We start from the raw sequence: 24,517 nt of genomic DNA, 5'->3' as shown, positions 1-24,517 counted from the left end.
AAATGAAACAAAATCATAACCTAATCAAAAAATCCCAGAAAACCGCCATAATCTAATCTAAACATTCCCACCCCAAAATAAAAACAGGCCCGAAGGCCTGTTCACCGTCTGAAATATCCTCTGTGCTCAGACTTTTATGCGTGTTTTGGCTGCGCTTGTGGGAAGGTTGTCTCCCACCCACCACCCAGTGCGTTATACAGGCGCACCAGATCGTCCGAGATTGTCGCCGTGCTTTCGGCCAGACTGGTCTGTGAGGACAAAAGCCTGCGCTGGGCGTCCAGCACCTGTAGGTAGCTCTGCAACCCATGTGTGTACTGGCTCTGTGCCAGCGCCATGGAGCGCTGGTCTGCTACGACCTGAGCACTGAGCCGCTGGTTTTTCTTCTGCTCTGCCTGGTAGGCCGTGAGCGCATTGTCCACCTCGCGCCATGCATTCAGCACCGTTTTGCGGTAGCGCAGGGCTGCCGCCTTCTGGGAGGCTTTTTTCATCTGTAACTGACCTGTCAGTCGTCCCCCCTGAAAAATGGGAATGGTGATGGACGGCCCGACATTCCACATCCGCGAGCTCCACATCCCCATGTCACGGAAGGAGAAGGACTGAAGGCCAAAGCCTGCATCAATCGTGACCTTGGGGTAAAAGTCGGCCATAGCCTGCCCCACTTCGGCTGTGGCCGCATGCAGTTCGGCCTCTGCCTCGCGGATGTCGGGGCGGCGGTGCGCCAGCTCGGATGGCAGGCCAATGGGCACGGCGGGGGGCACCAGCGGAATACCCGCAGTTTGCACCAGCTCGGTATTCAACCCTCCCGGCGGTGCCCCCATAAGCAGATTGATGGCGTTGACCTGCATGGCAATGCGCTGCTCATACTGCGGCACCAGCGCGCTGGTGCGTTGCAGTTCGGACTGTGCGCTATCCACATCCAGTTCGCTCACCAGCCCACTTTTGTACCGCGACTGGCTGAGCTGGAGCAGTTTTTCCGCTGCGTCGCGGTTGGCAAGGGTAATGCGCAACTGTTCCTGCAGACTACGCAGCTGCATATAATCCGATGCCAGCTCGGACTGGCGAGCAATCAGGATTCCACGACGTTCCTCCATGGAGGCATCCGTGTAGGACTTGGCGGCCTCGTACTGCCTGCGCACACGCCCCCACAGATCAACCTCCCAACTGGCCTGCACACCGTCCTGCCAGTTGTTCAGCAACGGAATGGTTGCCTCGGAGGACTGGCTGGTCAGCATGTCTCCCAATTGAGTGCCTGCGGAACTCTGGCCAATGCGCTCCACAATCCGCTGCAACTGCTTGCTGCTATGCTGCACGCGGCTATACGAGCCGGAGGCTGACAGATCGGGAAAACGCTCAGCCCCCGCCAGCAGCAACTGCCCACGGCTGACAGCAAGCTGCTCGGATGCCTGCAACACATCCAGGTTCTGCGCAGCCAGACGCTGCTCAAGCGATGTTAGCTCCGGGTCATGGAACACAGACCACCACTGCACATCTGGCGCCAGCTCCGTGGGAACGCTCAGTGCGTTGGTACGCTGCTGCGTTGCGGCCTGCTGCCATTGGGCGGGCGACCACGTCTGGGGCTTTTTGTAATCTGGCCCCACAGCGCACCCTGCCAGAATAAAACCGGCCGCCAATGCGCCTGCCCGCCGTGCATTCCTTCTTGCCACCCGCTTACCCTCGTCGAAATTATGCGCCTGCTTTAATATGCGTTATAACCGCTACGCTGACCGACCAGTTCGGTCAGGGCATACCCTATCGTCTTTCCCTACCGCGTCAATCACAAGTCTCCAAAGCCCGAAGATCCATGCCCGCATCCTCCCCAGTTCCCGCCCCCTCCAGTTCCTCCTGCATGGGGGAGTCCGAGACCAAACGACAACAGATTCTAACAGGTGCCAGCGCGGTTTTTGCCGAGCATGGCTACGAGGGCGCAAGCATGTCCGCCATTGCGCGGCAGGCTGCTGTCTCCAAGGGGACGCTGTATAACTACTTTGCCAACAAGGCAGACCTGTTTGCCGCCTTTGTGGAGCAGCGCTGCCGGGAAAAACTGCCCGTAGCCCTTGCCCCCGTGCGCGAGGATTCGCCCCCGCGGGAGACACTGACCGCCGTGGCCCGCGCCATGGTCCGCCTGATTACCCAGCCCGAGAGCCTGATGCTGTACCGGATCATTGTCTCCGAAGCGCCGCGCTTTCCCCAGCTTGGGGCCATATTCTGGGAGAACGGCCCCCGAGTCGGCATTGCCACACTGGCCAACTGGATACGCGAGCAGGAGGCACGGGGCACACTGACAACGGAAGACCCGGTTTTTGCCGCCGAGCAGTTTTTTGCCCTCTGCCAGACGCGCATAGCCCATCTCCGGCGCTTTAACCTGAACCCCGAGAACAGTGAGGCAGATGAGGAAAAGGTCATTCATGCCGCGGTCAAGGTGTTCATGGCTGCTTACGGCACACCAAGCGCGCCATAAAAAAAGCCCGTGTGCCACAGGGGCATACGGGCTTTTTGAAGAGCGGGAGGTGGAGAACGCTTACTTTTTAAGCTCTTCCACCAACTGCGGCACAACCTCGAACAGGTCGCCCACAATCCCGTAATCTGCAACCTGAAAAATCGGGGCTTCGGGGTCTTTGTTGACCGCCACGATCACGCGGCTGTCCTTCATGCCCGCCAGATGCTGGATTGCGCCGGAAATACCAAACGCCATGTACAGCTCTGGTGCCACGATCTTGCCAGTCTGGCCGACCTGCAACTCGTTCGGCACAAAACCGGAATCCACAGCCGCGCGGGATGCGCCAACAGCAGCACCCAGAGCATCGGCCAAGGGGTCCAGAGCGTGGAATTTTTCCTCGCTGCCCATGCCACGACCGCCAGAAACCACCACGCGGGCCGATTCCAGATCGGGGCGAGCGGAGTCCGAAAGCTGAACGGCCTCAAACCGCGATACATCGGGGCTGTCCACGACCGCCACAACTTCAACCGGAGCGCTACCGCCCTCAGCCGGTGCCGCATCAAAGGACGCGCTGCGCACGGTCAGGACTTTTTTGCTGTCCGCAGACCGCACGGTCGCCAGCGCATTGCCAGCATAAATCGGGCGGACAAAGGTCTGCGCGTCCACAATGCTCACCACATCGGGGATCGGCTGCACGTCCAGCAGGGCGGCAGCGCGGGGCAGCACGTTTTTGCCCGTGGCACCAGCAGCCGCCACAATGTGGTCGTACCCACCTGCGAGCGAGACAAGAAGGGCAGCCAGAGGCTCAGCCAGTTCGTGGGCATAGCGTGCATCTGCCGCGTGCAGCACCTTGGACACACCCGCAATACGGCTTGCAGCCTGCGCCAGAGCGGCATCACCCGTAACCAGCACATGCACATCACCCAGACGGGCGGCGGCGGTTACAGCAGAAAGGGCTGCCTTTCTGATCTGACCACCTTCATGATCCAGAAGAACAAGAGCGGTCATGTTCAGATCACCTTTGCTTCGTTACGCAGTTTTTCCACCAGCTCCGTTGCGGAGCCGAGCTTGATGCCCGCCTTGCGTTCGGCAGGTTCCGCAACGCTGACAATGCTCAGGCGCGGTGCCATGTCCACGCCCAGATCGGCAGCGGCAATGGTTTCAAGCGGCTTTTTCTTGGCCTTCATGATGTTGGGCAAGGAGGCATAGCGCGGCTCGTTCAGGCGCAGATCCGCCGTGACAATGGCTGGCAGGGCGAGGGAGACCTGCTCCGTGCCGCCATCAATCTCACGGCTGACAACCACGCGCCCATCGGCCACATCCACCTTGCTGGCAAACGTGCCCTGACCCCAGCCCAGCAGACCTGCCAGCATCTGGCCGGTTGCGTTCATGTCATCATCAATGGCCTGCTTGCCCAGCACAACCAGTGAGGGGCCTTCTTTTTCGACCAGTGTTTTCAGCACTTTGGCAACGGCAAGGGGTTCGGGGCTTTCATCGCTCAGCACCAGAATGGCCCGGTCAGCGCCCATGGCCATAGCGGTACGCAGGGTATCCTGCGCCTGCTGCACACCAATAGACACGACAACGACTTCCGAAGCAGCACCTTTTTCACGCAGGCGCACGGCTTCTTCAACCGCAATTTCGTCAAACGGGTTCATGGACATCTTGACGCCAGCGGTTTCCACTCCGCTGCCATCCGCCTTGACGCGCGGTTTGATGTTGTAATCAACAACCCGCTTTACAGGTACGAGTATCTTCATGACTTCTTTCGCTTGCAGACGCAGGATGGTTCGGACGGTTCTTTATCGTACTTTGACCAAAATTCACATACCAGCCGGATAATTGGGCCCACCACCCCCTTCGGGCGTGGTCCAGTCTATGTTCTGGGTGGGGTCTTTTATATCGCATGTTTTGCAATGCACGCAGTTCTGGGCATTGATTTGCAGATGTGGGTCTGTCTGTTCATCCGCCACTTCATACACACCTGCGGGGCAATACCGCGCCTCTGGTGCGTGGAACACATCCCAGTTGACCGTTTTCCACAAGGATGGGTTTTTCAACCGCAGGTGGACCGGCTGGTCCTCCTCATGATTGGTGGCGGACAGGAACACCGAGGACAGGCGGTCAAACGTCAGCTTGCCATCGGGTTTGGGGTAGAACGGCTTTGCACACAGCCCGGCTGCACGCAGGGTCTCGTTATCCTGATGTTTGAAGTGCAGCGTCCACGGGGCGCGGCCGCGCAGCACCATGGCGTCCAGCCCTGCGTACACAGCCCCGCCCATGGCGCCAAAGCGTGCAAAAGCCGGGCGGATATTCCGTGCCGCGCGCAGTTCCTCCCACAGCCAGGACTGGCGGACCTTCTGGGTAAAGGAGCCCGGCTCCACGCGGTCGGTCTTTATGGCATCCACCACGGCTTCGGCCGCCAGCATGCCCGACTTCATGGCTGTGTGTGTGCCCTTGATCTTGGGCACGTTCAAAAACCCTGCCGAATCCCCGATCAGCGCACCACCGGGGAAGGTCAGACGCGGCACGGACTGCAAACCACCCTCGGACAGGGCACGCGCGCCGTAGGAAATACGCCGCCCCCCTTCCAGATGCTGACGGAAAGCCGGGTGCAGCTTGACGCGCTGCATTTCCTCAAACGGGGAGAGCCATGTGTTGGCGTAATCCAGCCCGACCACAAACCCGTAGGACACAAGGTTGTCGCCAAAATGGTACAGCCATGCACCACCATAGGTGCCATTATCCAGCGGCCAGCCAAAGCTGTGCTGCACCAGACCGGGGCGGTGGTTCTCGGCCGGGATTTCCCACACTTCCTTAATGCCAAGGCCGTAGGTCTGCGGGTCCACGTCCTTGCGCAGGTCATAATGCGCCATGACCTGCTTGGTCAGGGAACCACGACACCCTTCGGCAAACAGGGTGTAGCGCCCGCGCAGTTCCATGCCCGGCTGGTAGTTGGGGCCGGGTTTGCCGTCACGGCCAACGCCCATGTCGCCCGTTGCCACACCCACCACGCGGTTGCGTTCGATCAGCACTTCGGCTCCAGCAAAACCGGGGTAGATTTCCACCCCCAGTTCCTCGGCCTGCGTGGCCAGCCAGCGGCAGACCTCGCCCAGACTGACAATATAGTTCCCGTGGTTGGCCATGTGCGGCATGACCTTGTCGAGCATGGGAATACGGATACTGCCTGTTTCGGTCAGGTACAGCATATCTTCGGCTGTTACTGGCGTTTCCAGCGGGGCGCCACGCTCGCGCCAGTCAGGGAGCAGCTCGGCCAGAGCGCGCGGCTCAATAACCGCACCAGAGACGATGTGCGCCCCGATCTCGCTCCCTTTTTCAATCAGGCAGACACTGGTCTGGGGCGAAAGCTGGCGCAGGCGGATGGCAGCAGCCAGTCCGGCGGGACCACCGCCAACAATGACAACATCGAACTCCATCGACTCACGCACAGGTTCACTCATTCCCGTTTTATCCCCGTTGAAATTTCTGTAGCTTTCCTAAACCCGATTTGTCACAGAATTGCAAAAAACGGGCTCCCCGGCCCGTTTTGCTCCATTTCTGCCGAACAGGAAAGGTCAGGACTGGGTCGTACGTGGCCCAAAGGCCAGTTCGTGCACGGCACGCCAGTTTTTATCGACAAAATTTACAATCAGCGTGCGCCGCGTACCCCGGATCGGCCGGGCGACAAAACCGTGCCACGTCTGATCGGATGGAATGAACAGGACTGCCGAATTGAATACGCCGGATGCGCGGGCAACAGACTCGCCCTGCGGGGTCATCAGGTCCGTCCCCCACTGCTCCGCCTCCTCCCCGGTGGAGAGAGAGATCAGCAACGTCAGCTTTTTGGCGCCAATGTCGGTATGGGGTTCAAGCCAGAATCCGTCCGTATCCAGACATAACTCCAGACGCAGCGCCGCCTCGTCCAGCGGGGTCTGGCAGACATGCTCGAACATGGCCCGCATGGGCTCCCCATCCAGCAGTTCCGCCATGCGGTTGAGCCGCGCATCCTTGGCCCGGACTGCGGGGTCCACGAATACACGGTAGGCATTGCGCGTCTCACGCCGCCCACCAACATCGCCTGCAATGGCGCTCTCGCCCGGATTCCACTCTAGCAACGCCTCACACGCATCAGGCTCCAGAACGTCCTCCAGCATCCAGTGCGGGAACGGGTGTGTGGCGGCGGGCGTCTGGGCCAGCCTGTCCGACAGGGCGAGGTGTCCCGCCCGTTCGGGCAAAGGAGCATCAGCACGCATGGTGTCCGATCCTTCCGCTGAAACAGAAAATACGTGTGAAAACCGGAGAGGTCGCGCTCTTATGGCAGGGCCTTGGTCAACAATAAGCTGTTCTTCCATGCGCCAAAACAGCGCTCCGATCAAGTTGCATGGCAGAAATGCCAATTTGACCGGCCTGTTTTACAACACGCTTACAGCGCGCCAGAAAACCGTGGAGCCGGGGCTTTGCCCACGCTGGCCGCAGCCAGTTCTTTTTGTCTGGTATCAAAAACCGCAGCAACATTGCGCAGGAACGGACGCCCTTTTTCCGTAACCTCTATGCGGCTGTTTGTGCGTGTGACCAGCCCATCATGCTCAAAAGGGAGCAGGCTGGCCAGCTCCGCCTCAAACCCGTTCAGGCCCGGATTATCGGGGATGTCGCCTGCACTCAGGTCCACCGCCAGATCACACATAATCCGCTCAATAATAGCCCCACGGCAGCGGTCTTCCGCCGTGCAGGCCACACCGCGCAAAATTGGCAGGTCTGCCGAATCGGCCAGTGCGCGCGCATAGGTGGCAACGGTGGGAATATTCTGTGCAAACCCTGCGGGGGTCATGGAAATGGCAGAGGCCCCCATACCCAGCAGCACCGGGCAGGAATCCGTTGTATAACCCTGAAAATTGCGGTGCAGGGTGCCTGCACGCGCGGCCTTTGCCATGGCGTCATCCGGCAAGGCGTAATGGTCCAGCCCGATGGCCTGATACCCCGCTGCCTTGAGCACCGTATCAATCTGTGCGCGCTGGGCCAGCCGCTCGGGAGAAGACGGGAGCGACTCCTCGGGGATGAGCTTCTGGCGCTTCTGCTTCCACGGAATATGGGCATAGCCGAACACGGCCAGACGGTCAGGGCGTAGCAGGGCAATCCGGCGTGCCGTCTCCCCCACGCTGTCCACGGTCTGGTAGGGCAGGCCGTAAATCAGGTCGATATTCACACCCGTTATCCCGGCTGCGCGCACCTGATCAATACAGCTCTGTGTCTGCTCAAAGGACTGAAGCCGCCCGCAGGCCTGCTGGACCTTTTCGTCCAGATCCTGCACCCCAAGGCTGATCCGGTTGAACCCCAGATCACCCAACAGCGCGGGATAACCCTGCGGCACATGGCGCGGGTCCATCTCCATCGCCAGTTCGGCGTGGTCTGCAAAACGGAAAAAAGTGCGTACCGCCCGCATAAGCTGGCGCAGGGACGCAGGGGGCAATGTGGTGGGTGTGCCACCACCAAACTGGAGATGATGCACAACGCGCTGCTCGCCCGTAAGGGCTACAACCCGGCGCATTTCCTCGCGCAGCAGGTCGCCATAGGCTACGCGCCCGTCCTCATGCCGCATGACGGAGGTATTGCACCCGCAAAACCGGCAGAGCTCATCACAGAATGGAACATGAAAATAAAGCGAGACAGGCAGGTCTGCTGGCAGCGTGCGCAGCCAGCTTTCCACATCCTGCGCCCCGACTGCATCCGAAAAACTCGCAGCAGTCGGGTAACTGGTGTAGCGCGGCAGATTCCCGCCGTAGCGGGAAATCAGGTCAGAGACGGAGTCCGCGCTCATCAGCTTGGATCAGAAGCGGTATGCAATACCGGCGGACACCACGGTGGGGTCCAGGGATTCGTGGGCTTTGACGGATGCACCGGCACCACCCAGCTGATCCAGAACGCCACCCTTTGCCCAAGCATGCATACGCACGAACATCTGCTTGACGTCAGCATTGAAGAACCAGTTGCCAACCAGCTGATAGTCAAAGCCAACGTTAACAGACGGACCACCGGTAAAGCCGGAGTTCAGCTGCATGCCTTCACCGCCATGCATGTTATGGAACCACATAGCAGTCGCACCAACACCTACATATGGGTTGAAGCGCTTATGCGGACGGAAGTGCCAAGCAAAGGTCAGAGTAGGGGGCAGCACCCAAGCAGAACCGACATCCAGCTTGTGCGGGCCACCCAGACCCGGAACGTCGCTACCAATAGCAGCCACTTCATGACGGGTGCTGGTTGCGATCAGGTCAACAGACAGGTTGTCGGTGATGAAGTATTCAACCGTCAGTTCCGGCATAGCCTGATTGGTCGTGGACAGATGTGTATTGTTCAGCGGGTGGTTAACCAGACCAGCGGCAGGCGCCGTAACCCATGCGCGGCTGTCACGGTCCTGTGGCAGAACACCAACGCCAGACAGGCGGATCATGATGTCGCCTTTGCCTGTACCAATTTTGGTGTTGGCGCAGGTTTCAAAGATACCGCAATGGCTAGCAGGCTTCTGCGCATCAGGGATACGGTTCATGACCGGAGCGTTAACGTAGGCAGCGTTGGGCTGCGCTGTCTGCGCCTGAGCGGCACCCGTCAGGGCGGCTACACCAGCCACTGTGGCTGTCAGAAAGGAACGGAACTTGACCATTGTGTTTTGTCTCTTCCACTGCACTGTAATTCTGTGCCGGAAAGACCACGCTCACGCCAATGCAACCTTGATTTAGATCAAGTCCGTGTCATACTGCAAAAAGATGCGTTAAAGCTGTGTCATTTTCACCACAGCCCCTGCTTTCGACTTTCTTGCAGTTCTGGCCTGCAATTAAAATGATCCCACTGCATGATTGATTTATGTCAACAACAGCCTAAAGCTTAGTGGCCTGTAATCCCACACGCGCCCCAACCGTTATAACAATCAGTAACAGGTTCAAACCAAACGGTTTTCTGGATTTCATGTATGACCTCTTCCTCCCCCCCTCCTGCCCTTGCGCACTCTGCTGGAGTGGCTCACGCACATAAAGGGGATGGAGATGTCCTGCGCTGCCTTGTGTGTGACATCCGAAACAGGAGCCTGTGCAGCAGTATGGATGAGGAGGGGCTTGCAGCCCTTGCCCATTCCTCCCGCCAGCTACAGCTGCCACCGGGCACCACGATTGTTGAAGAAGGCGAGCCAGCCCTTGCGTTTTTCAATGTGACGGGGGGTACGGTCAAACTGTTCAAGTCCCTCCCCGATGGGCGCAGACAGATTACCGGCTTTGCCGATGCAGGCCAGTTTCTGGGCCTGAGCACGGCGCAGACTTACTCCTTTGGGGCGGAAACGGTGGACAACGTCCGCCTGTGCCGCTTCCTGCGCCCGCAGTTGGAAACACTGCTGAGCGACTACCCCACCTTTGAGCGCCGCCTGCTGGCCGCCGTAACCGACAAGCTGGCCGAAGCGCAGGAGCAGATGCTGCTGCTGGGCCGCAAAACTGCGCGGGAGAAGGTAGCGACCTTCCTGCTTGACCGGATGCGCGCCTACCACCTGACCATGGGACACACGCGGCAGGAGGTGGAAAATCTAGCCTCTGTCCCCATGACGCGGGTGGATATTGCTGATTATCTGGGCCTGACCATTGAGACCGTAAGCCGGACCATAAGTGCTTTCCGCCGCAGCCATCTGATTGCCAGCGCGGAAAACCACCGGATTCGCATTCTATCCGTTGCCACCCTGCTCACCATCGCATCCGGGCAGAAGCCGGATTAACCTGCCTTTTTAGGGTGGCCCCTGTGGTGGCAACCCACCATTAAAAAAGGGCCGGCTCCAGTGGAGTCGGCCCTTTTTGTTGCAATACTCAGAAACGAGACCTCTCAGTTCTCGTCATCATCCCCGCCTGCGGTATTGTCCGTTGGGGCGCCAGCACTGCTCCCATCAGACGAGATGGCAATAAACAGGGACTGTCCATCACGCAGAATCCGCAGCAGCAGCGGTTTTTTGGCCGCCATAGCGGTTTTAACAAGGGCGACCGCAGCCTTGGGGGTATCCACCTGCTGGCTCCCCACGGCCTGAATAACATCCCCCGGACGAATACCGGCCTGATCTGCGGGGGAGCCCGCCTCCACATCGCTCACCACAACGCCATGTGCATCCTGTGGCAGACCAAGCTGCTGGCGCATATCGCGGTTGAGCGGCGCAAGGGCCACGCCCAGATGCTGCCCGCCAACGGCACTGCTCGCCTTGCCCGTATCACCCGTAGCTGTGGCAAGGTTGCCAATCTTCAGGTTGAGCGTCTGCGCCTTGCCTGCCCGCACATACCCGATGGTGACCTGCGTACCCGGTGCCACGGCGGCCACACGCACAGCCAGATCATGCGGGGTGGTAATTTTCTGGCCATTGAAGTCGGTAATCACGTCTTCCGCCTTCAGGCCCGCTTTTTCTGCCGGGCTGTCCGGGCTGACACTGGCCACAAGTGCCCCCGCTGGCGGCGCCCCGGCCACGGCAGGAGCAGGCAGGTTAAGCGCGCTGGCCATAACGGGGGAGATGACCTGCGCGTTCACCCCAAGGTAGCCCCGCACGACATGGCCGGTCTTGCGCAACTGGTCCACCACACTGCGCACCGTATCGGAGGGAATGGCAAAGCCAATACCAATGGAGCCACCACCGGAGGGGGAGAGAATGGCGGTGTTCACACCCACCACCTTGCCGTCCTGCGTAAACAGCGGGCCACCGGAGTTGCCACGGTTGATGGGGGCGTCCACCTGAATGAAGTTGTCGTAAGGCCCTTCGTTAATGTCACGCCCGCGGGCGGAGACAATACCTGCTGTAACCGTGCCGCCCAGCCCATAGGGGTTGCCAACGGCAATAACCCATTCACCCGGCTGCACGTCATCAGATTCGCCCAGTTCGATAAAGGGCAGCTTCTGCGTGGGGGTTACCTTGAGCAGGGCAAGGTCTGTTTTGCCATCGCGGCCGACCACCTTGGCGGGCAGGGTTGTCCCGTCATCGAGTGTGACACTCACCTTGGTCGCACCTTTGACCACGTGGTTATTGGTCACCACATAACCATCGGCGGAAATAACAAAGCCCGACCCGCGCGCTTCCACCAACTGCTTGGAGGACTGGGGCATCATCTGGAACGGGAAGGGGAATGGAAAAGGCCCACCGTTGCCACCCATACCACCGCCCTCACCTTCCAAGGAGTCGGAGCGGATCATGGAGGTAATGGAGACCACGGCGGGTTTGACCTGTTTGACCAGCTCCACAAAATCGGGAATGCGCTGGGCAGGGCCACTGGGCTTGATCACACTGGACGTGTCCGCCCAGGACGGAACGCCAGCCCACGGCCCGGCGGCAAAAACCAGCATGCTGCCAGCAAGCAGAGCGCGGCTCCACATGCGGCGGCTGCCACGTGTGCAAACATTTGTCACAGATTTTTCCGTCATCACGATCTTGACTGTTCCTTGTTTAACCCAAGCAGGACTTGTTGCGGGTGATCCCGGTCTCATGTGGTGGCCACCTGTGCCAGATAGCCACCAAGCCCCTGTTCCACCTTACGTCCTGTAAGCTAACATGGTTTCTTTTGAGGGAAAAAAAAGCCTTTATCCGCGCCAGATCGCAGGCTTTTTTTCAACCACCTCGCCCGCCCCCTTCACCCCGCAGGGTCTGGAAAAAGCTTTTGAGCAGTTCCGCCGCCTCGCGCTCGCACACACCGCCCACAATTTCGGGCCGGTGCAGGGTCTCCGCCCGGTAAGGCAGGCGGGCACCGTGCTCCACAGCGCCGCCCTTGGGGTCATACGCCCCAAAAACCAGACGCCCGACCCGAAAATGGGCCATGGCCGCAGCACACATGGGGCATGGCTCAAGGGACACAACCAGCGTGCAGTCCGCCAGCCTGCGGCCCTGCCGCTGGCGCACGGCCTCACGCATGACCAGCATTTCCGCATGGGCGGAGGGGTCTTGCAGTTCCTCCACCCTGTTGCCCGCCTGCGCCAGCACAGCACCCTGCGCATCCAGCAGCACGGCGCCAACCGGCACCTCGCCCCGCGTTGCGGCCAGACGCGCCTGTAACAGGGCCATATCCATACCGCTCCCCGCTCCCCTGTTATGCAGGGGGCGGGTCATGCCCACATCACAAAACATTTCAGCGTCATTTATGGCCCTCACCGTGCTGCGGAAGAATGTGATGCCACAAACATCACATTCTTCTTGCAATCTAAACTGTAACTTTGCCATCCTGCCTTAAAGCTGCCACGATCGGGTTTGCAACAAAGTGTGATTGCAAACACATCATGGTCTGCTGGTCCCTTACTCCTGGCTGGAAAGGTCGGAACCATGCATTCTCTCTCTTTCATTCTGGCCGCGGCTGCAATGGGATTTGGTCTTGCCGTTGCAGACAGGCTCCCCGGCGAATCCGCAACGCCTGTGGCGGCACAGGTCGCCAACAGCCGCATGATACCTTTGAGTATTCCGTCCTTCCTGACCCGCTAGGACTGGCCCGGGGCCGGCACCGGCCCCGGCAGAGATCAGGAAAAGATGCAAAACGCCGCCACCTGTGGCACCTGACATGGAACCGTCACGGTTTTTTCATGGCTTTTCGTGCAGGATCACAGGCTTATGGCAGCACAACGCCCCGTTATAGGCATAACCCTAGACCTGGAAGAGGGTGGGGCAGACCAGTATTCGCGCTTTGCGTGGTGCGCCCTGCGCGAGAATTATCTGAGCGCCGTAGCAACCGCAGGGGGGCTGCCTGTGGCACTCCCCCTGTTTGCGCAACTGGCAACAGAATATGTGGCCAAGCTGGACGGGCTGCTCATAACCGGCGGCGCGTTTGATATTGACCCCCTGCTTTATGGCGCAACCGAGCGCCACCCCAGCATAACCCTGCGCCCACGCCGCACACGGGCAGAAAATGCCCTGCTGGCGGCCGCATTGCAGCGCAATATTCCCATCCTTGGCATATGCGGGGGCATGCAGCTGATTGCGGTCTCGCTTGGGGCCACACTTATCCAGCACATCCCCCACACATACCCTACCGCCCTCCCACACGAGCAGCCCAACCCGCGGGACGAGGCAAGCCACGGCGTGGACATTCTGCCCGACACCCTTCTGGCCCGCATAACCGGTGGGGCCAGACGCATTGGCGTAAACTCGGCCCACCATCAGGCTGTGGCAACATGCGGACGGGGGCGGGTGAATGCCATTGCCGAGGATGGCGTGGTAGAAGGGATTGAAGACCCGGACCACCGTTTTTGCCTTGGGGTGCAATGGCACCCGGAATTTGGCATAGACCCGGCAGACAGAACTCTTTTCAAGGCCTTCATACAGGCATCAGGAGAACAGGCGTGACGCAGGAAGCGCGGGGAGAACGCATTGCAAAGTGGCTGGCACGCTCAGGGGTAGCCAGCCGGCGCGATGCAGAGCGCATGATTGAGGAAGGGCGCGTACGCCTGAACAGCCAGAGTGTTACGCACCCGGCAACCTTTGTCACCGATGGCGATATTGTTCTGGTGGACAACCAGCCGGTGTCCGCCCCCGAGCGCACAAGGCTGTGGCGCTACCACAAGCCCGACGGGCTGGTGACAACCCACAAGGACCCGGAAGGACGGCCAACCGTTTTTTCCTCCATGCCAGAGGGCATGCCCCGCGTGATCAGCGTGGGACGGCTTGACCTGAACAGCGAGGGGCTGTTGCTGCTGACCAATGATGGCGAGCTGGCCCGCAGGCTGGAACTGCCCTCCAACGGCTGGCTGCGCCGCTACCGTGTGCGCGTGTTTGGTGTGGTGGACGAGGCACGGCTGGCCTCGCTCGCCCACGGGGTTGTGCTTGATGGCGTGCGCTACGGACCCATTGTGGCCGCCCTCGATTCGCGCAAGGGCGATAACGCGTGGCTCACGGTCTCTCTCAAGGAAGGCAAGAACCGCGAGATCCGTAAGGTCATGGCGGGGCTTAACCTGCATGTCAGCCGCCTGATCCGCACCAGCTACGGCCCGTTCCCCCTTGGTACGCTGCAAAAGGGCGAGCTGGAGGAAATTCCCCCCCGTGTGCTGCGTGACCAGTTGCCCAAGGCGCCGGAAAAAACCGCAACACCACACAATACTCCGCGCAACGCCGCCCGCAGCAAGGCCCGCTGATGGTGCGTATTATTGCCGGGGCGCGCAAAGGCCGGGTGCTGGCAGCACCCGGTGGTGGCACCACCCGCCCCACAGCCGACCGGGTACGTCAGGCACTGTTTGACGTGCTGGCCCACGCCCCATGGGGTGGAGCAGCCCTGCTGGAGGGCGCGCATGTGCTGGACGCCTTTGCAGGCACGGGAGCACTTGGGCTGGAGGCCATGTCCCGCGGGGCGGCCCACGCCATTTTTTTTGAGACAGACCGCAATGCCCTTGCCGCACTGCGCACCAATGTGCACGCCTGTGGATGGGCCGGGGACTGCCAGATTTACCCGCGCGACGTCACCAACCCGCCTGCCGCCCGCACAGCACCGGCAACACTGCTGTTTCTGGACCCGCCCTACCACAAGGGGTTGCCCGGCAAGGCACTGGCAGCCCTGAGCGCCAAAGGCTGGGTTGCCCCCAACGCCATAGCCGTGATTGAGACAGGGCGGGATGAACCCCTGCCTTTTACCGATGAAAACGCAGAGGCCCCCCCCTGTCCGCACGACCTGCTGGCCGAGCGCCAGCACGGGGCTGCACGACTGTCCATCTGGCGGCTGGCATAAGGCGCCACGTCACAAACACCCGACATCTATGGTAGCGCAGCGGCCACCTGCTGGGCTACACAGACCGGAACAAAACGGTTTTACAGGTTACAGAAGGCGAAAAGAAACATGGCTGGAAGCGTTAACAAGGTCATTCTGGTCGGCAATCTGGGCAAAGACCCCGAAGTCCGCTCCAGCCAGAGCGGGCAGAAGATTGTCTCCTTCTCCCTCGCTACCAGCGACACGTGGAATGACCGTGCATCGGGTGAAAAGCGCGAACGCACCGAATGGCACCGCGTTGTTATTTTTAACGACCGGCTGGCCGATGTGGCCGAACGGTTCCTGCGCAAGGGCCGCAAGGTTTACCTTGAAGGCGCACTGCAAACCCGCAAATGGACCGATCAGGGCGGGCAGGAACGGTACACGACCGAAGTGATCGTGGACCGCTTCCGTGGCGAACTGGTTCTGCTCGACAACCGCAACGGCGGTGAGGGCGAAGGCGGTGGCTTTGGCGGCGGCAACGGTGGCAGCAGCTACGGCGGCTACAGCACCGGCGGCGGCAGTGCAGACTACGGCAGCGCTGGCGGCAATGGTGGCGGCTCCCGCCTGCCTGCCCCGCAGCGCGGTGGCGGTGGTGGCGCATCTTCTGGCGGGTGGGATGCCTCGGGCAGTGGCGATCTGGATGATGAAATTCCGTTCTGAGCCTTTTTTTCCCGCTCAGGACGCATCAAGGGGGCCGCAACCGCGCGCCCCCTTTTTTCATGCCTGTTCCGGGCCTTTGCCCCTATGCCAGCACATGGATACAGTCCCCCAAACGCACAGATGGCGCAGGGAACACGCACTGGGATTTTATTGAAATTTTAATAATCCCATTATTTCTATTTATTACTTTTTCCAAATATCAGTTTTTCTTTATCTTACTGAGCGATAATTTCTGCTTTTCTTGACACAGGCTGCGCATAAATTTCTTGGCGCATGGGCATGATGCCGGTATAAGCCGCGTCATTCTTTCAAGGCAGGCTTCCTGTCATTGCAAAGGCTGACGATAGACATGATTACTTTACCGCCAGATTATCGCCCGTCAGAAGATGAAGAGTTCATGAATCCTCTTCAGACGGAATACTTCCGGCAGAAACTGCTCAAATGGCGCGCTGACCTTTTGAAAGAGGCGGGGGATACCCTTGCCAGCCTTTCCGAAGGGGGCATTCATGAAGCCGACATTACCGACCGCGCCAGCGTGGAGACGGATCGTGCGCTGGAACTGCGCACCCGCGACCGTGCCCGCAAGCTGATCGGCAAGATCAACCTTGCACTCCAGCGCGTGGAAAACGGCAGTTACGGCTACTGCGAGGAAACCGGCGAACCCATCGGCCTGAAGCGGCTGGAGGCCCGCCCGATTGCGACCCTGTCCATTGAGGCGCAGGAACAGCACGAGCGTATGGAAAAAACACATCGGGACGATTAATTTTCGTCTTTTTTTGTTCTCCCCACTCTTGCGGTGGTGCGCCCAAAAGGCTAGAACCCCGCAAGCAGTGCTGCTGTAGCTCAGTGGTAGAGCACTCCCTTGGTAAGGGAGAGGTCGACAGTTCAATCCTGTCCAGCAGCACCAGCAACTCCCCCTCTACATTATTATTCTCCACCCATGCCTTAGCGGCGGGGAATATGGGCCTACAAGCCACGCCTCCAGGTGTGCATGCCAGCATGCGCTGCGGCTTCTACCCCGTAGGGCCACACATATAGCCAACACAAAAAAGACCCCGCACCATGGCAGGGTCTTTTGCATATACTCTACACGCGCCCACTAACGCAGGCAGGGCACTCAGCCACGTGGCGGCCCCTTGGGACCACCACCACCCGAACCACCGCCGGGTCGCCCACCACCGCCAGACGCGCCTGAATCGGATGGACCTGCGCCGGGGCGTTTGCCACCACCAAAACCGCCGGGACCACCACCGCCAGAGCCGCCACCGGGGCGTATGCCGGGTCTACCCCCCTGCCCACCGCCACCGGGTCGATCTCCCCCCTGCGGACGACCACCGCCGGGACGGGACCAGCCTCCACCATTGCCACCGGGGCGGCCACCCGGCCCCATGCCGGGCCTACCCACAGGCCGGGGAGCAGGTCGCAGCCATGCACCGCCATAACTGCCGCCACCATACCCGTAATAATCGTCATAGCGCATGCTGGGGCCAGCATATCCATACGGGTAGTAGGGCCGTGGCCCCGGCCCGGGACCGGGGCCAGCACACCCGGCCAGCGCCGTTAAAGAGCCCAAGGCCGCCAGAGCACACACAAGACGTTTCATAACAATGGCCTCCTGCTGGTTACGGCCTGCTCAGGAACCGACCCGCACCAGCACATGATGTTTTTTGCCAGCAGAAAGCCTGATGGCACCGTCCACACTATCGTGCTCCACAATCAGGCGATTTTCATCCGCTATCACGGCATTGTTGAGGCGCGCCCCGCCCCCACGGACCAAACGCCGTGCCTCGCCATTGGTTTTGGCAAGACCGGCCTCCACCAGAAGGCGAAAGACGGGAATACCCGCAGCAAGCTCGGGCTGGCTGACCTCATGCACCGGCAGGTCGGCCGCAGTCACCCGACCTTCCTCAAACGTCTGGCGGGCCGCCTCGGCTGCGGCCAGAGCGGCCTCGCGCCCGTGGCACAGGGCCGTGGCCTCGGTCGCCAGCACTTTTTTGGCCTCGTTAATGTCTGCCCCCGGCAGGCTCTCAAGCCGTGCACATTCCTCCAGCGGCAGGTCCGTGAACAGGCGCAAAAAGCGGCCCACATCGGCATCTTCCGTGTTGCGCCAGAACTGCCAGTAATCAAACACCGGCAAACGCTTTGGTGACAGCCAGACCGCGCCGCTGGCGGTCTTGCCCATTTTTGCACCCGAGGCGGTGGTCAACAGGGGGGTGGTCAGGCCCATGACGGTCTTCTGGTCCGTCCTGCGCACCAGCTCCACACCCGAGATAATGTTGCCCCACTGATCAGACCCACCAAGCTGGAGCACCAGACCATATTTGCGGCTGAGTTCGCGGAAGTCATAGGACTGGAGAATGGAGTAATTGAACTCGAGGAACGTCAGCCCCTGCTCGCGCTCAAGCCGGTTTTTAACGGAGTCGAAGGCCAGCATGCGGTTGATGGAAAAATGCACCCCCACATCACGCAGCAGGTCAATATAGGCCAGCTTGTCCAGCCAGTCCGCATTGTTGACCAGCATGGCATCGGACGGGCCCGTGCCAAAGCTGAGGAACTGGCGCAGGCACCCCTCAATCCCGGCAAGGTTGGTCTGGATGATGTCTTCCGTCATCAACCCGCGCGCTTCCTCCCTAAAGGAGGGGTCACCAATACGGGCCGTGCCGCCCCCCACAAGGGCAATCGGGCGGTGGCCGTGCTTTTGCAGCAGGCGCAGCATCATAATCTGGATCAGCCCGCCCACATGCAGGCTGTCCGCCGTGGGGTCAAAGCCGATATAAGCCGAGATGGACTCCCGTTCCATAAGTGCGTCCAGTGCCTGTGCATCCGTGCACTGGAAAATGAAGCCGCGTGCTGCGGCCTCACGCATGAAAGAACTCCGAAATCCGCTCTCGACCATTTATCCTGTCCCTATCTTCCGGCCCGCATCAGGCGGGCAGAACCCAAGGCACACGCTCTAGCATGAGAGCACACCCGACAGGAACAGCCGACCGCACACCGCAAGTGGGTGAGGTGTGCGCTCAGGCCGTGCCCCCCACGGTCAGGCCGGTCATTTTGAGCGTGGGCTGGCCCACGCCCACCGGCACGCCCTGCCCGGCCTTGCCACAGGTGCCAATGCCCGGATCCAGCTCCAGATTACCCCCGATCATGGATACCTGCGTCATGGCCTCTGCCCCGCTGCCAATCAGGGTGGCCCCCTTGACCGGGGCCGTCACCCGACCGTTCTCGATCAGATAGGCTTCGGATGCGGCAAAGACGAACTTGCCCGAGGTAATATCCACCTGCCCGCCACCAAAATGCACGGCATACAGCCCGCGCTTGACCGAGCGGATCATCTCCTCCGTGGTAGCACTGCCTTCGAGCATAATGGTGTTGGTCATGCGGGGCAGCGGCATATGCGCGTAGGACTGGCGGCGACCATTACCTGTGGGGGCCACCCCCATTAGCCGTGCGTTCAGCCGGTCCTGCAAATAACCTTTGAGAATACCATCCTCAATCAGCACCGTGCGGCCTGTGGGTGTGCCCTCATCATCTATGGTCAGGCTGCCACGGCGGTCCGGCATGGAGCCATCATCAATAACCGTCACACCGGGGGAGGCTACGCGGGTGCCAATGCGGCCTGCAAAAACGGACGTACCCTTGCGGTTGAAGTCCCCCTCCAGCCCGTGGCCCACGGCCTCGTGCAGCAGAATACCGGGCCAGCCAGCGCCAAGCACCACTTCCATTTCCCCCGCCGGGGCGGCCTGCGCCTCCAGCGCGACAAGGGCCTGACGCAGGGCCTCGTCCACCGCACCCTGCCATGTTTCCACGTTCAGCAGGCGGTTGATCTCATACCGCCCACCAAGGCCGTGGCTCCCGCTCTCGCGCTTGCCCGCGTGCTCCACCACCACCGACACATTCAGCCGCACAAGGGGACGCAGGTCGGCCACGCGTGCTCCATCGGCCCGGATGATCTGCACGGCCTGCCACTCGCCCGAGAGCGAGGCCATAACCTGCACCACGCGCGAGTCCTTGCCGCGCGCATAGGCATCTATGCTGGAGAGCAGGCCCGAGCGGGCGGCAAAATCCGTATCTCCCAGCGGATTGGCGTCAGTGTACAGGCGCTGGTTGGTTGGGCGCGGCGGCGGGGCCATCACCCCCGAGCGGCCCGCGCGCACAGCGCTCACCGCCCCGGCTGCACGCAGCAGGGAGGAGCGGCTCATCTCGTCCGAATGGGCAAAGCCCGTCTCTTCCCCCAGAACCGCGCGCAGGCCAAAACCCGTGCTGGTGTTAAAGGAGGCGGAGCGGATGACCCCATCATCCAGAGCAATGGATTCGCTCTCACGGTATTCAAGGAACAGTTCGCCATCATCCATGCCGTCCAGCGCCGTGCGGGTCAGCTTTTCAGCATCATCGCGGTCAAGGCGGGCCTGCCCTTGGGTAAAGAACAACTGGTCTGTGGCGGCCAGCGCCCCGGCGTGTGAGGGAGAGAAAGACATGGACCAAAGCCCTCCGTCTGGGAAATATCCATCTGGGAATAACGGCGGCCCGCATGGCCCGCCGCCTGTTGTGCCTGAATGCGCGAGGCTGGCGCGGGTCAGATACCCGGCAGTTCGTTGACCGTAACCACCCGCCAGCCCGTATCCAGCCGCTCAAGAATGGTGAGTGAGAGATTCTGAACCGAAAAATGCAGCGCCGTCTCGGCATGGATGCGCAGCGCATGGGCCAGAGCTGCACGAATAACCCCACCATGGGCGACTGCCACAATATTACGCCCTGCGTGGGTTCTGGCCAGCCGGTCCAGCAGGCGGCCAACACGGCTACAGACCTCGATCACGCTCTCCCCCCCCGGCGGGCAGTCACTGGCGGCAACCGGCCAGAAAGGGTGTGGTGGCAGGGTCAGGTGGGCAGGCAGGGCATGGTATTCCAGCCCCTGCCATGCACCCAGATTCTGTTCGATCAGGTCGGGTTCCACCGTAAGCGGGCGCGCACCGTAGCCTGCCTCCTCAATCGCCTGCGCCGTGCGCCGTGTGCGTGAGAGCGGGCTGATGAACCACTGCGCATCCTGCGGCAGGCGGGCCGCCAGCGCACGGTACATGGGCCGTTGGGCAATCAGGCTATCGGGGCAGAGCGGCACGTCCATGCTGCCGTACATGCACATACGGGCATTTTCTTCCACCAATGCATGGCGGATCAGCCAGAAGCGGGTGATCCCCGTGGGCAGCTCTGGTCCATCCAGAAAATGCTCCTGAGAGGAGGATGAGGCTTTTTCGGCAATCATATGTTCGCTCATGCCCCTGTTGTGGAATCAGCTTTGCCCGAGTGCAAGAGGAGAAATGCCCCAACGCCACGCACCAGCAGACACGCAGGCTCCCCCTTACCGGGCCATGACCTGCCTGAGCGAACCAGCCCCACGCGCCTCTACCTGACCTGCCCCCACCGTATGGCCCACACCGGCCTCCCCCGCCTGTGCGCAGGGGGCCTGTCTGGCGCCACTCAACTCTGGCCAGTAACGCAGGATAAGCGCCAGTTTGCCCAACATCCGCACCACAGGGTGTTCTGGCGTGGCCACACCCCCCTCCGCCGCACCATACAGCCCCCCCGTGCCCGAGATATGCCGCGCGGAAGCCGAAACACGCAAAGCACCCAGCCCCTCTTCCACGCCGTCCTCGGTTGTCAGGGCAACCGGCTGCCCCACATGGCACGGCAGCGCCGCAAGCGCCCGCTCCGCAGCAGGCAGGCCCATGGGCAGGTCGGCACTCAGGTCGGCCAGCAGCCAGCCGTGCAGGCGCTTTGCCTGCCCAAGGTCCAGTGCGCGCCCATCCAGCAGCACCACAAATGCCACAATGCTGGGCAGGCTGTCCCATACCCCCGGCTGGGCAGATGGCGGAACAGACGGCAGCAGCCGCACCAGCGGGCTGGCCAGCAGGGCCGCCTTAGCCTCCACCACAAACTGGTGCAGACGGGTGTATTTTTGTGCATCTGGCACAGCGGCAAATGCCGCCATTTCGGCCTGTGCGCCGCTCCAGCGCAGGAACAGCCCCGCGTTCAGCCCCGCTGGCAGGCTGCGTGTTGCGGGCAGGTCCGGCCATTCGGCCCGTGTGGCATATGCCGCAAGACCTGCGGGCAGGCTGTTATGGTGCAGGCGGTCCAGCCAGCCATCGGGCAGGAACAGCGCACCACTAAAAGGGGGGCCGGTAAAGAACTTGGAGCCAGTCACCATAACCGCCCACCCCCACTGCACATACTGGCGCACGGATTCGGGGCGCAGGCGGGCCTGACAGGCATCCACCAGCACATCCACTCCCGTCGGGTACAGCGCACACAAGGCCTGTACCCTGCTGGCGGGCAGGACAAGCTGCCAGGTTTTGGAGACATGCAGCACATACAGCAGAACACGCCGCCCCTCCTGCATGGCGCGGGTAATCTGGCGTGCACAGGCTGCAAACAACGCATCATCAGAGACACGCACCCCACCCCGGCCACGCAGCGGCAGGGCGACATGCTGCGCATCGGGGGCAAAACCCTCCAGCAGTGTGCCTTTGTGCACGGCCTGCCCCCGTGCGGTGCGGCTGGCAAAGTGGCGGCCACATGTGGCCAGCGGCACTCCGCTACCGGTTTCCTCCACACCGGGCAGAAGGGTGGTCAACCGGGCACTGGCCAGGCCCATAAGCGCCGTGGCCGCCAGAGCGCAGTCCGTCCCCGATGGGGCCAGCACAACCCGTCCGGCCCCATCCAACTGGTAAAAAGAGGCCAAGAACGCCTTGATCTGCTCCACGGCCTCCACCCCCACCTGCCCTTCCACCGCAAGGCGGGTCAGCCGGGCCGCAGCCTGATGGATGGCCCGCGCTGCTGGCAATGTGGGGGAGGATGCCGTGGAGGAAGAAAAATCAAGCTCCCCATACCGGGGGAAAGGCTGGCAACCATAGCGGTTGAGGCCGGTTTGCCGCGCGGGGTCCAGCCGTTCATCCCCACCTTGCACAACCAGCCATTCCGCTGGCTGCACCATCGCCCAGACCGAGCATGCCCAGTTGTGCAGGTCCTGCGCGTCCACCGCATCCGGGCGCAAGGCGGGGGCTACATAACACGCCATATCCACCACACATTGCGCAAGCTGGGGGGCAGAAGGCACGGCAGACCCGGCCATGGCAGCCCCCCATGTACATGGCATGGCCTCGGGCGCGTCCTGCGGGCGGGGGGCTGCGTGCCACGGCTGTGCTGACCATGCGCAGGCTGTAACCCGTGCCGCGGCCAGCAGCAGGCGCGCCCTGTGCCGGGCCTGCATATCCGCACCAGCAGGGATCGCACATGTAGCGCCATGCGCCATACCATGCGGCAGCACACGGACAAGAGCCGATACCTCCAGCGCCAGACGGGCAAAAAACCAAGCCTGTGCAGACCCCAGCCGCTGCGGCCCGCACAGCACCGCCCCATCGGGCTGCACACAGACAGGGCGCTCAAAATCTGGATGTTGTACAACGGAGCAGGGTGCGGACATATGCCGCAGGGCAGAAGACGAGAGCATGGAGTGGAACACGTCGGTCAAATTACTTGCATCCATCTACTCGGCATACTCCGGAGCGGAAAATAAACAAAAAGCGGCCTGACCCATCCAGCCTGCCCCCGCGCACCCCACGTACGCCACCGTCTGGGGCCGTAGTCCATGCCCCCACCGCATCGGGTGCTCCTACCCTGCTGCCCCCTTATATTGTCGATCCCCCGCAGCGGAACAAGCGACACACACTCCACACCCCCATGTCCACCACGCACTGGACAGGCCCTGCCCCGCTGGTGCGCGGCCATTCCACCTCCCCGCGATCTTGTGCAAAGGATGCGGTTCGCAATACGTGACAGGGCTGCTAAGAAGGGAACAGTCACCTTTACAACCACCCGCGCACGATTCCTCTGCCCACGGCGGGGAGGAGCGCGCGGCCTCTGGAGTCAGGACCGGCACCCTTGGCGCGCACAAGCCCTTTAAATACCAGCTCTTCCCCCACTCCCCACAAAAGCGGCCTGCGTTTACGCATGGAAGAAGGCGGGGGCATTGGACTCTGCCTGCTGGCCTGTGCCCTGCTGGCGGCCCTGCTGACCTATAACCCGACCGACCCGTCCTTTAACACCGCCACCAACCAGCCCCCCACCAACCTGCTGGGCACAACGGGCGCGCTGATTGCGGACACACTGCTCCAGGGAATCGGGCTTGGGGCCACCCTGCCAGCGCTGATCCTTATGGCATGGGGGTGGCGCTTTATGAGCCACCGCCTGCTTGGCCACGAAACATGGATGACCTTTGGCATGCGGGTGGCCGCCATTATGTGCCTGCTCCCGGTTTCTGGCGCATTGCTGGCGGCCATTCCGCTGCTCTTTACCGCACTGCCTACGCCTGAATGGCCGACACAGGCGGGCATTGGCGGGGGGGTTGGCCACTCCATCGCCCAGACATCCATCTCTGCTGGCATGGCCGCAATCGGGCCGGCAGGGGGCATGGTTCTCTGGCTTATGGGCGGCTTGCTGGCGGTGCTTCTGCTGGCGCTGGGTACGGGCCTGCGCCGGAGCGAATGGTTTGCCATCTGGCGGGCGTTTGTGTTTGTCGTGCGCATTCCCGGCAGGCTGGGCACGCGGTTTGTGCGTTACTACGCCAGCCACAAACCCCAAGCCCCCGCCCCGACCCATTCCACCACAGCAGCCTACACCCCGCAGGCAACCCCCGCCACAGACCCGT

The 24,517-nt window shown here is 61.4% G+C and carries 23 protein-coding genes and 1 tRNA gene; 10 read left to right on the top strand and 14 right to left on the bottom strand.

Going from position 1 to position 24,517, the window contains the following annotated elements; translation table 11 throughout:
• Window positions 1-134: 134 nt before the first annotated feature.
• Window positions 135-1,631, bottom strand: a complete 1,497-nt coding sequence (locus HK26_RS10320; protein ID WP_086639703.1) for an efflux transporter outer membrane subunit — start codon at window positions 1,629-1,631, stop codon at window positions 135-137.
• A gap of 170 nt (window positions 1,632-1,801) precedes the next feature.
• On the opposite strand from HK26_RS10320, the gene HK26_RS10315 reads away from it, so the two are divergent.
• A complete protein-coding gene (locus tag HK26_RS10315; RefSeq protein ID WP_086639702.1) occupies window positions 1,802-2,458 on the top strand; it encodes a TetR/AcrR family transcriptional regulator in 657 nt (218 codons plus the stop codon).
• Window positions 2,459-2,518: 60 nt separating this feature from the next.
• Here HK26_RS10315 and HK26_RS10310 read toward each other — a convergent pair whose 3' ends face one another.
• The 6 genes from HK26_RS10310 to HK26_RS10285 all read right to left on the bottom strand — a co-directional run bounded on the left by HK26_RS10310 (window position 2,519) and on the right by HK26_RS10285 (window position 9,095).
• Entirely contained in the window at window positions 2,519-3,445 is a 927-nt protein-coding gene (locus HK26_RS10310) for an FAD-binding protein (protein WP_025828626.1), read from the bottom strand.
• Window positions 3,446-3,447: 2 nt separating this feature from the next.
• On the bottom strand, window positions 3,448-4,197 hold the full coding sequence (locus tag HK26_RS10305; RefSeq protein ID WP_025828628.1) for an electron transfer flavoprotein subunit beta/FixA family protein: 750 nt from the start codon (window positions 4,195-4,197) through the stop codon (window positions 3,448-3,450).
• A gap of 63 nt (window positions 4,198-4,260) precedes the next feature.
• Window positions 4,261-5,898, bottom strand: a complete 1,638-nt coding sequence (locus HK26_RS10300; RefSeq protein WP_025828629.1) for an electron transfer flavoprotein-ubiquinone oxidoreductase — start codon at window positions 5,896-5,898, stop codon at window positions 4,261-4,263.
• Window positions 5,899-6,012: 114 nt separating this feature from the next.
• Window positions 6,013-6,690, bottom strand: a complete 678-nt coding sequence (locus tag HK26_RS10295; RefSeq protein WP_086639701.1) for a 2OG-Fe(II) oxygenase — start codon at window positions 6,688-6,690, stop codon at window positions 6,013-6,015.
• A 170-nt stretch (window positions 6,691-6,860) separates the two neighbouring features.
• Window positions 6,861-8,252, bottom strand: a complete 1,392-nt coding sequence (gene hemN / locus HK26_RS10290) for an oxygen-independent coproporphyrinogen III oxidase (RefSeq protein ID WP_086639700.1) — start codon at window positions 8,250-8,252, stop codon at window positions 6,861-6,863.
• Window positions 8,253-8,261: 9 nt separating this feature from the next.
• Window positions 8,262-9,095: an OmpW/AlkL family protein gene (locus tag HK26_RS10285; protein WP_086639699.1), complete on the bottom strand. Its 834-nt coding sequence runs from the start codon at window positions 9,093-9,095 to the stop codon at window positions 8,262-8,264.
• Between the two features lie 306 nt (window positions 9,096-9,401).
• On the opposite strand from HK26_RS10285, the gene HK26_RS10280 reads away from it, so the two are divergent.
• Window positions 9,402-10,187: a Crp/Fnr family transcriptional regulator gene (locus HK26_RS10280; RefSeq protein WP_244983736.1), complete on the top strand. Its 786-nt coding sequence runs from the start codon at window positions 9,402-9,404 to the stop codon at window positions 10,185-10,187.
• A 104-nt stretch (window positions 10,188-10,291) separates the two neighbouring features.
• On the opposite strand, the gene HK26_RS10275 is transcribed toward HK26_RS10280, so the two are convergent.
• Window positions 10,292-11,863, bottom strand: coding sequence for a Do family serine endopeptidase (locus HK26_RS10275; protein WP_086639697.1), 1,572 nt, complete (start codon window positions 11,861-11,863; stop codon window positions 10,292-10,294).
• Between the two features lie 184 nt (window positions 11,864-12,047).
• Entirely contained in the window at window positions 12,048-12,542 is a 495-nt protein-coding gene (locus HK26_RS10270) for a nucleoside deaminase (protein WP_086639704.1), read from the bottom strand.
• A 210-nt stretch (window positions 12,543-12,752) separates the two neighbouring features.
• Here HK26_RS10270 and HK26_RS13490 point away from each other — a divergent pair, with 210 nt between their 5' ends.
• From HK26_RS13490 to HK26_RS10235, 7 genes are all read left to right on the top strand, one after another.
• Window positions 12,753-12,908, top strand: coding sequence for a hypothetical protein (locus tag HK26_RS13490; protein ID WP_180539496.1), 156 nt, complete (start codon window positions 12,753-12,755; stop codon window positions 12,906-12,908).
• 126 nt (window positions 12,909-13,034) lie between these two features.
• Window positions 13,035-13,766, top strand: coding sequence for a gamma-glutamyl-gamma-aminobutyrate hydrolase family protein (locus HK26_RS10265; protein ID WP_086639696.1), 732 nt, complete (start codon window positions 13,035-13,037; stop codon window positions 13,764-13,766).
• Window positions 13,763-14,551, top strand: coding sequence for a pseudouridine synthase (locus HK26_RS10260; RefSeq protein WP_086639695.1), 789 nt, complete (start codon window positions 13,763-13,765; stop codon window positions 14,549-14,551). The genes HK26_RS10265 and HK26_RS10260 overlap by 4 nt, the downstream gene beginning before the upstream one ends.
• Window positions 14,551-15,138 (top strand): 16S rRNA (guanine(966)-N(2))-methyltransferase RsmD, encoded by a 588-nt coding sequence (rsmD, locus tag HK26_RS10255; protein WP_086639694.1) that lies wholly within the window; start codon window positions 14,551-14,553, stop codon window positions 15,136-15,138. Before HK26_RS10260 ends, rsmD begins: the two co-directional genes overlap by 1 nt.
• A 108-nt stretch (window positions 15,139-15,246) precedes the next feature.
• Entirely contained in the window at window positions 15,247-15,819 is a 573-nt protein-coding gene (gene ssb / locus HK26_RS10250; RefSeq protein ID WP_086639693.1) for a single-stranded DNA-binding protein, read from the top strand.
• A 349-nt stretch (window positions 15,820-16,168) separates the two neighbouring features.
• A complete protein-coding gene (gene dksA, locus HK26_RS10240; protein WP_025828648.1) occupies window positions 16,169-16,582 on the top strand; it encodes an RNA polymerase-binding protein DksA in 414 nt (137 codons plus the stop codon).
• 69 nt (window positions 16,583-16,651) lie between these two features.
• Window positions 16,652-16,726, top strand: a tRNA-Thr gene (locus tag HK26_RS10235).
• Window positions 16,727-16,936: 210 nt separating this feature from the next.
• Here HK26_RS10235 and HK26_RS10230 read toward each other — a convergent pair.
• The 5 genes from HK26_RS10230 to HK26_RS10210 form a co-directional block, all read right to left on the bottom strand.
• Window positions 16,937-17,422, bottom strand: coding sequence for a hypothetical protein (locus HK26_RS10230; protein ID WP_086639691.1), 486 nt, complete (start codon window positions 17,420-17,422; stop codon window positions 16,937-16,939).
• A 30-nt stretch (window positions 17,423-17,452) separates the two neighbouring features.
• Window positions 17,453-18,715: a tyrosine--tRNA ligase gene (gene tyrS / locus HK26_RS10225; RefSeq protein WP_086639690.1), complete on the bottom strand. Its 1,263-nt coding sequence runs from the start codon at window positions 18,713-18,715 to the stop codon at window positions 17,453-17,455.
• Window positions 18,716-18,836: 121 nt separating this feature from the next.
• Window positions 18,837-20,294 carry a metalloprotease TldD gene (gene tldD / locus HK26_RS10220; RefSeq protein WP_086639689.1) on the bottom strand — a complete coding sequence of 486 codons (1,458 nt, stop codon included), beginning with the start codon at window positions 20,292-20,294 and terminating at the stop codon, window positions 18,837-18,839.
• Window positions 20,295-20,392: 98 nt separating this feature from the next.
• Window positions 20,393-21,088: a histidine phosphatase family protein gene (locus tag HK26_RS10215; protein ID WP_086639688.1), complete on the bottom strand. Its 696-nt coding sequence runs from the start codon at window positions 21,086-21,088 to the stop codon at window positions 20,393-20,395.
• A gap of 84 nt (window positions 21,089-21,172) precedes the next feature.
• Entirely contained in the window at window positions 21,173-23,356 is a 2,184-nt protein-coding gene (locus HK26_RS10210; RefSeq protein WP_086639687.1) for a hypothetical protein, read from the bottom strand.
• 395 nt (window positions 23,357-23,751) lie between these two features.
• Here HK26_RS10210 and HK26_RS10205 point away from each other — a divergent pair.
• Window positions 23,752-24,517: DNA translocase FtsK 4TM domain-containing protein (locus HK26_RS10205; RefSeq protein ID WP_257640970.1), on the top strand; the 766-nt coding region annotated here is incomplete at its 3' end.

This window comes from Acetobacter okinawensis (assembly GCF_002153655.1).
GTDB classification, from domain to species: domain Bacteria; phylum Pseudomonadota; class Alphaproteobacteria; order Acetobacterales; family Acetobacteraceae; genus Acetobacter; species Acetobacter okinawensis_A.
This window is presented reverse-complemented; position numbering and strand designations above follow the sequence as displayed.

What these genes read in the sequence shown, in the direction of transcription:
- tyrS (WP_086639690.1), bottom strand. Translation starts at nt 18,715, where the DNA reads ATGGTCGAGAGCGGATTTCGGAGTTCTTTCATGCGTGAGGCCGCAGCA.
- hemN (WP_086639700.1), bottom strand. Translation starts at nt 8,252, where the DNA reads ATGAGCGCGGACTCCGTCTCTGACCTGATTTCCCGCTACGGCGGGAAT.
- HK26_RS10280 (WP_244983736.1), top strand. Translation starts at nt 9,402, where the DNA reads ATGACCTCTTCCTCCCCCCCTCCTGCCCTTGCGCACTCTGCTGGAGTG.
- HK26_RS13490 (WP_180539496.1), top strand. Translation starts at nt 12,753, where the DNA reads ATGCATTCTCTCTCTTTCATTCTGGCCGCGGCTGCAATGGGATTTGGT.
- HK26_RS10230 (WP_086639691.1), bottom strand. Translation starts at nt 17,422, where the DNA reads ATGAAACGTCTTGTGTGTGCTCTGGCGGCCTTGGGCTCTTTAACGGCG.
- HK26_RS10300 (WP_025828629.1), bottom strand. Translation starts at nt 5,898, where the DNA reads ATGAGTGAACCTGTGCGTGAGTCGATGGAGTTCGATGTTGTCATTGTT.
- HK26_RS10210 (WP_086639687.1), bottom strand. Translation starts at nt 23,356, where the DNA reads ATGGATGCAAGTAATTTGACCGACGTGTTCCACTCCATGCTCTCGTCT.
- HK26_RS10215 (WP_086639688.1), bottom strand. Translation starts at nt 21,088, where the DNA reads ATGAGCGAACATATGATTGCCGAAAAAGCCTCATCCTCCTCTCAGGAG.
- dksA (WP_025828648.1), top strand. Translation starts at nt 16,169, where the DNA reads ATGATTACTTTACCGCCAGATTATCGCCCGTCAGAAGATGAAGAGTTC.
- rsmD (WP_086639694.1), top strand. Translation starts at nt 14,551, where the DNA reads ATGGTGCGTATTATTGCCGGGGCGCGCAAAGGCCGGGTGCTGGCAGCA.
- HK26_RS10265 (WP_086639696.1), top strand. Translation starts at nt 13,035, where the DNA reads ATGGCAGCACAACGCCCCGTTATAGGCATAACCCTAGACCTGGAAGAG.
- HK26_RS10310 (WP_025828626.1), bottom strand. Translation starts at nt 3,445, where the DNA reads ATGACCGCTCTTGTTCTTCTGGATCATGAAGGTGGTCAGATCAGAAAG.
- ssb (WP_086639693.1), top strand. Translation starts at nt 15,247, where the DNA reads ATGGCTGGAAGCGTTAACAAGGTCATTCTGGTCGGCAATCTGGGCAAA.
- HK26_RS10275 (WP_086639697.1), bottom strand. Translation starts at nt 11,863, where the DNA reads ATGACGGAAAAATCTGTGACAAATGTTTGCACACGTGGCAGCCGCCGC.
- HK26_RS10285 (WP_086639699.1), bottom strand. Translation starts at nt 9,095, where the DNA reads ATGGTCAAGTTCCGTTCCTTTCTGACAGCCACAGTGGCTGGTGTAGCC.
- HK26_RS10315 (WP_086639702.1), top strand. Translation starts at nt 1,802, where the DNA reads ATGCCCGCATCCTCCCCAGTTCCCGCCCCCTCCAGTTCCTCCTGCATG.
- HK26_RS10305 (WP_025828628.1), bottom strand. Translation starts at nt 4,197, where the DNA reads ATGAAGATACTCGTACCTGTAAAGCGGGTTGTTGATTACAACATCAAA.
- HK26_RS10270 (WP_086639704.1), bottom strand. Translation starts at nt 12,542, where the DNA reads ATGACCCGCCCCCTGCATAACAGGGGAGCGGGGAGCGGTATGGATATG.
- tldD (WP_086639689.1), bottom strand. Translation starts at nt 20,294, where the DNA reads ATGTCTTTCTCTCCCTCACACGCCGGGGCGCTGGCCGCCACAGACCAG.
- HK26_RS10295 (WP_086639701.1), bottom strand. Translation starts at nt 6,690, where the DNA reads ATGCGTGCTGATGCTCCTTTGCCCGAACGGGCGGGACACCTCGCCCTG.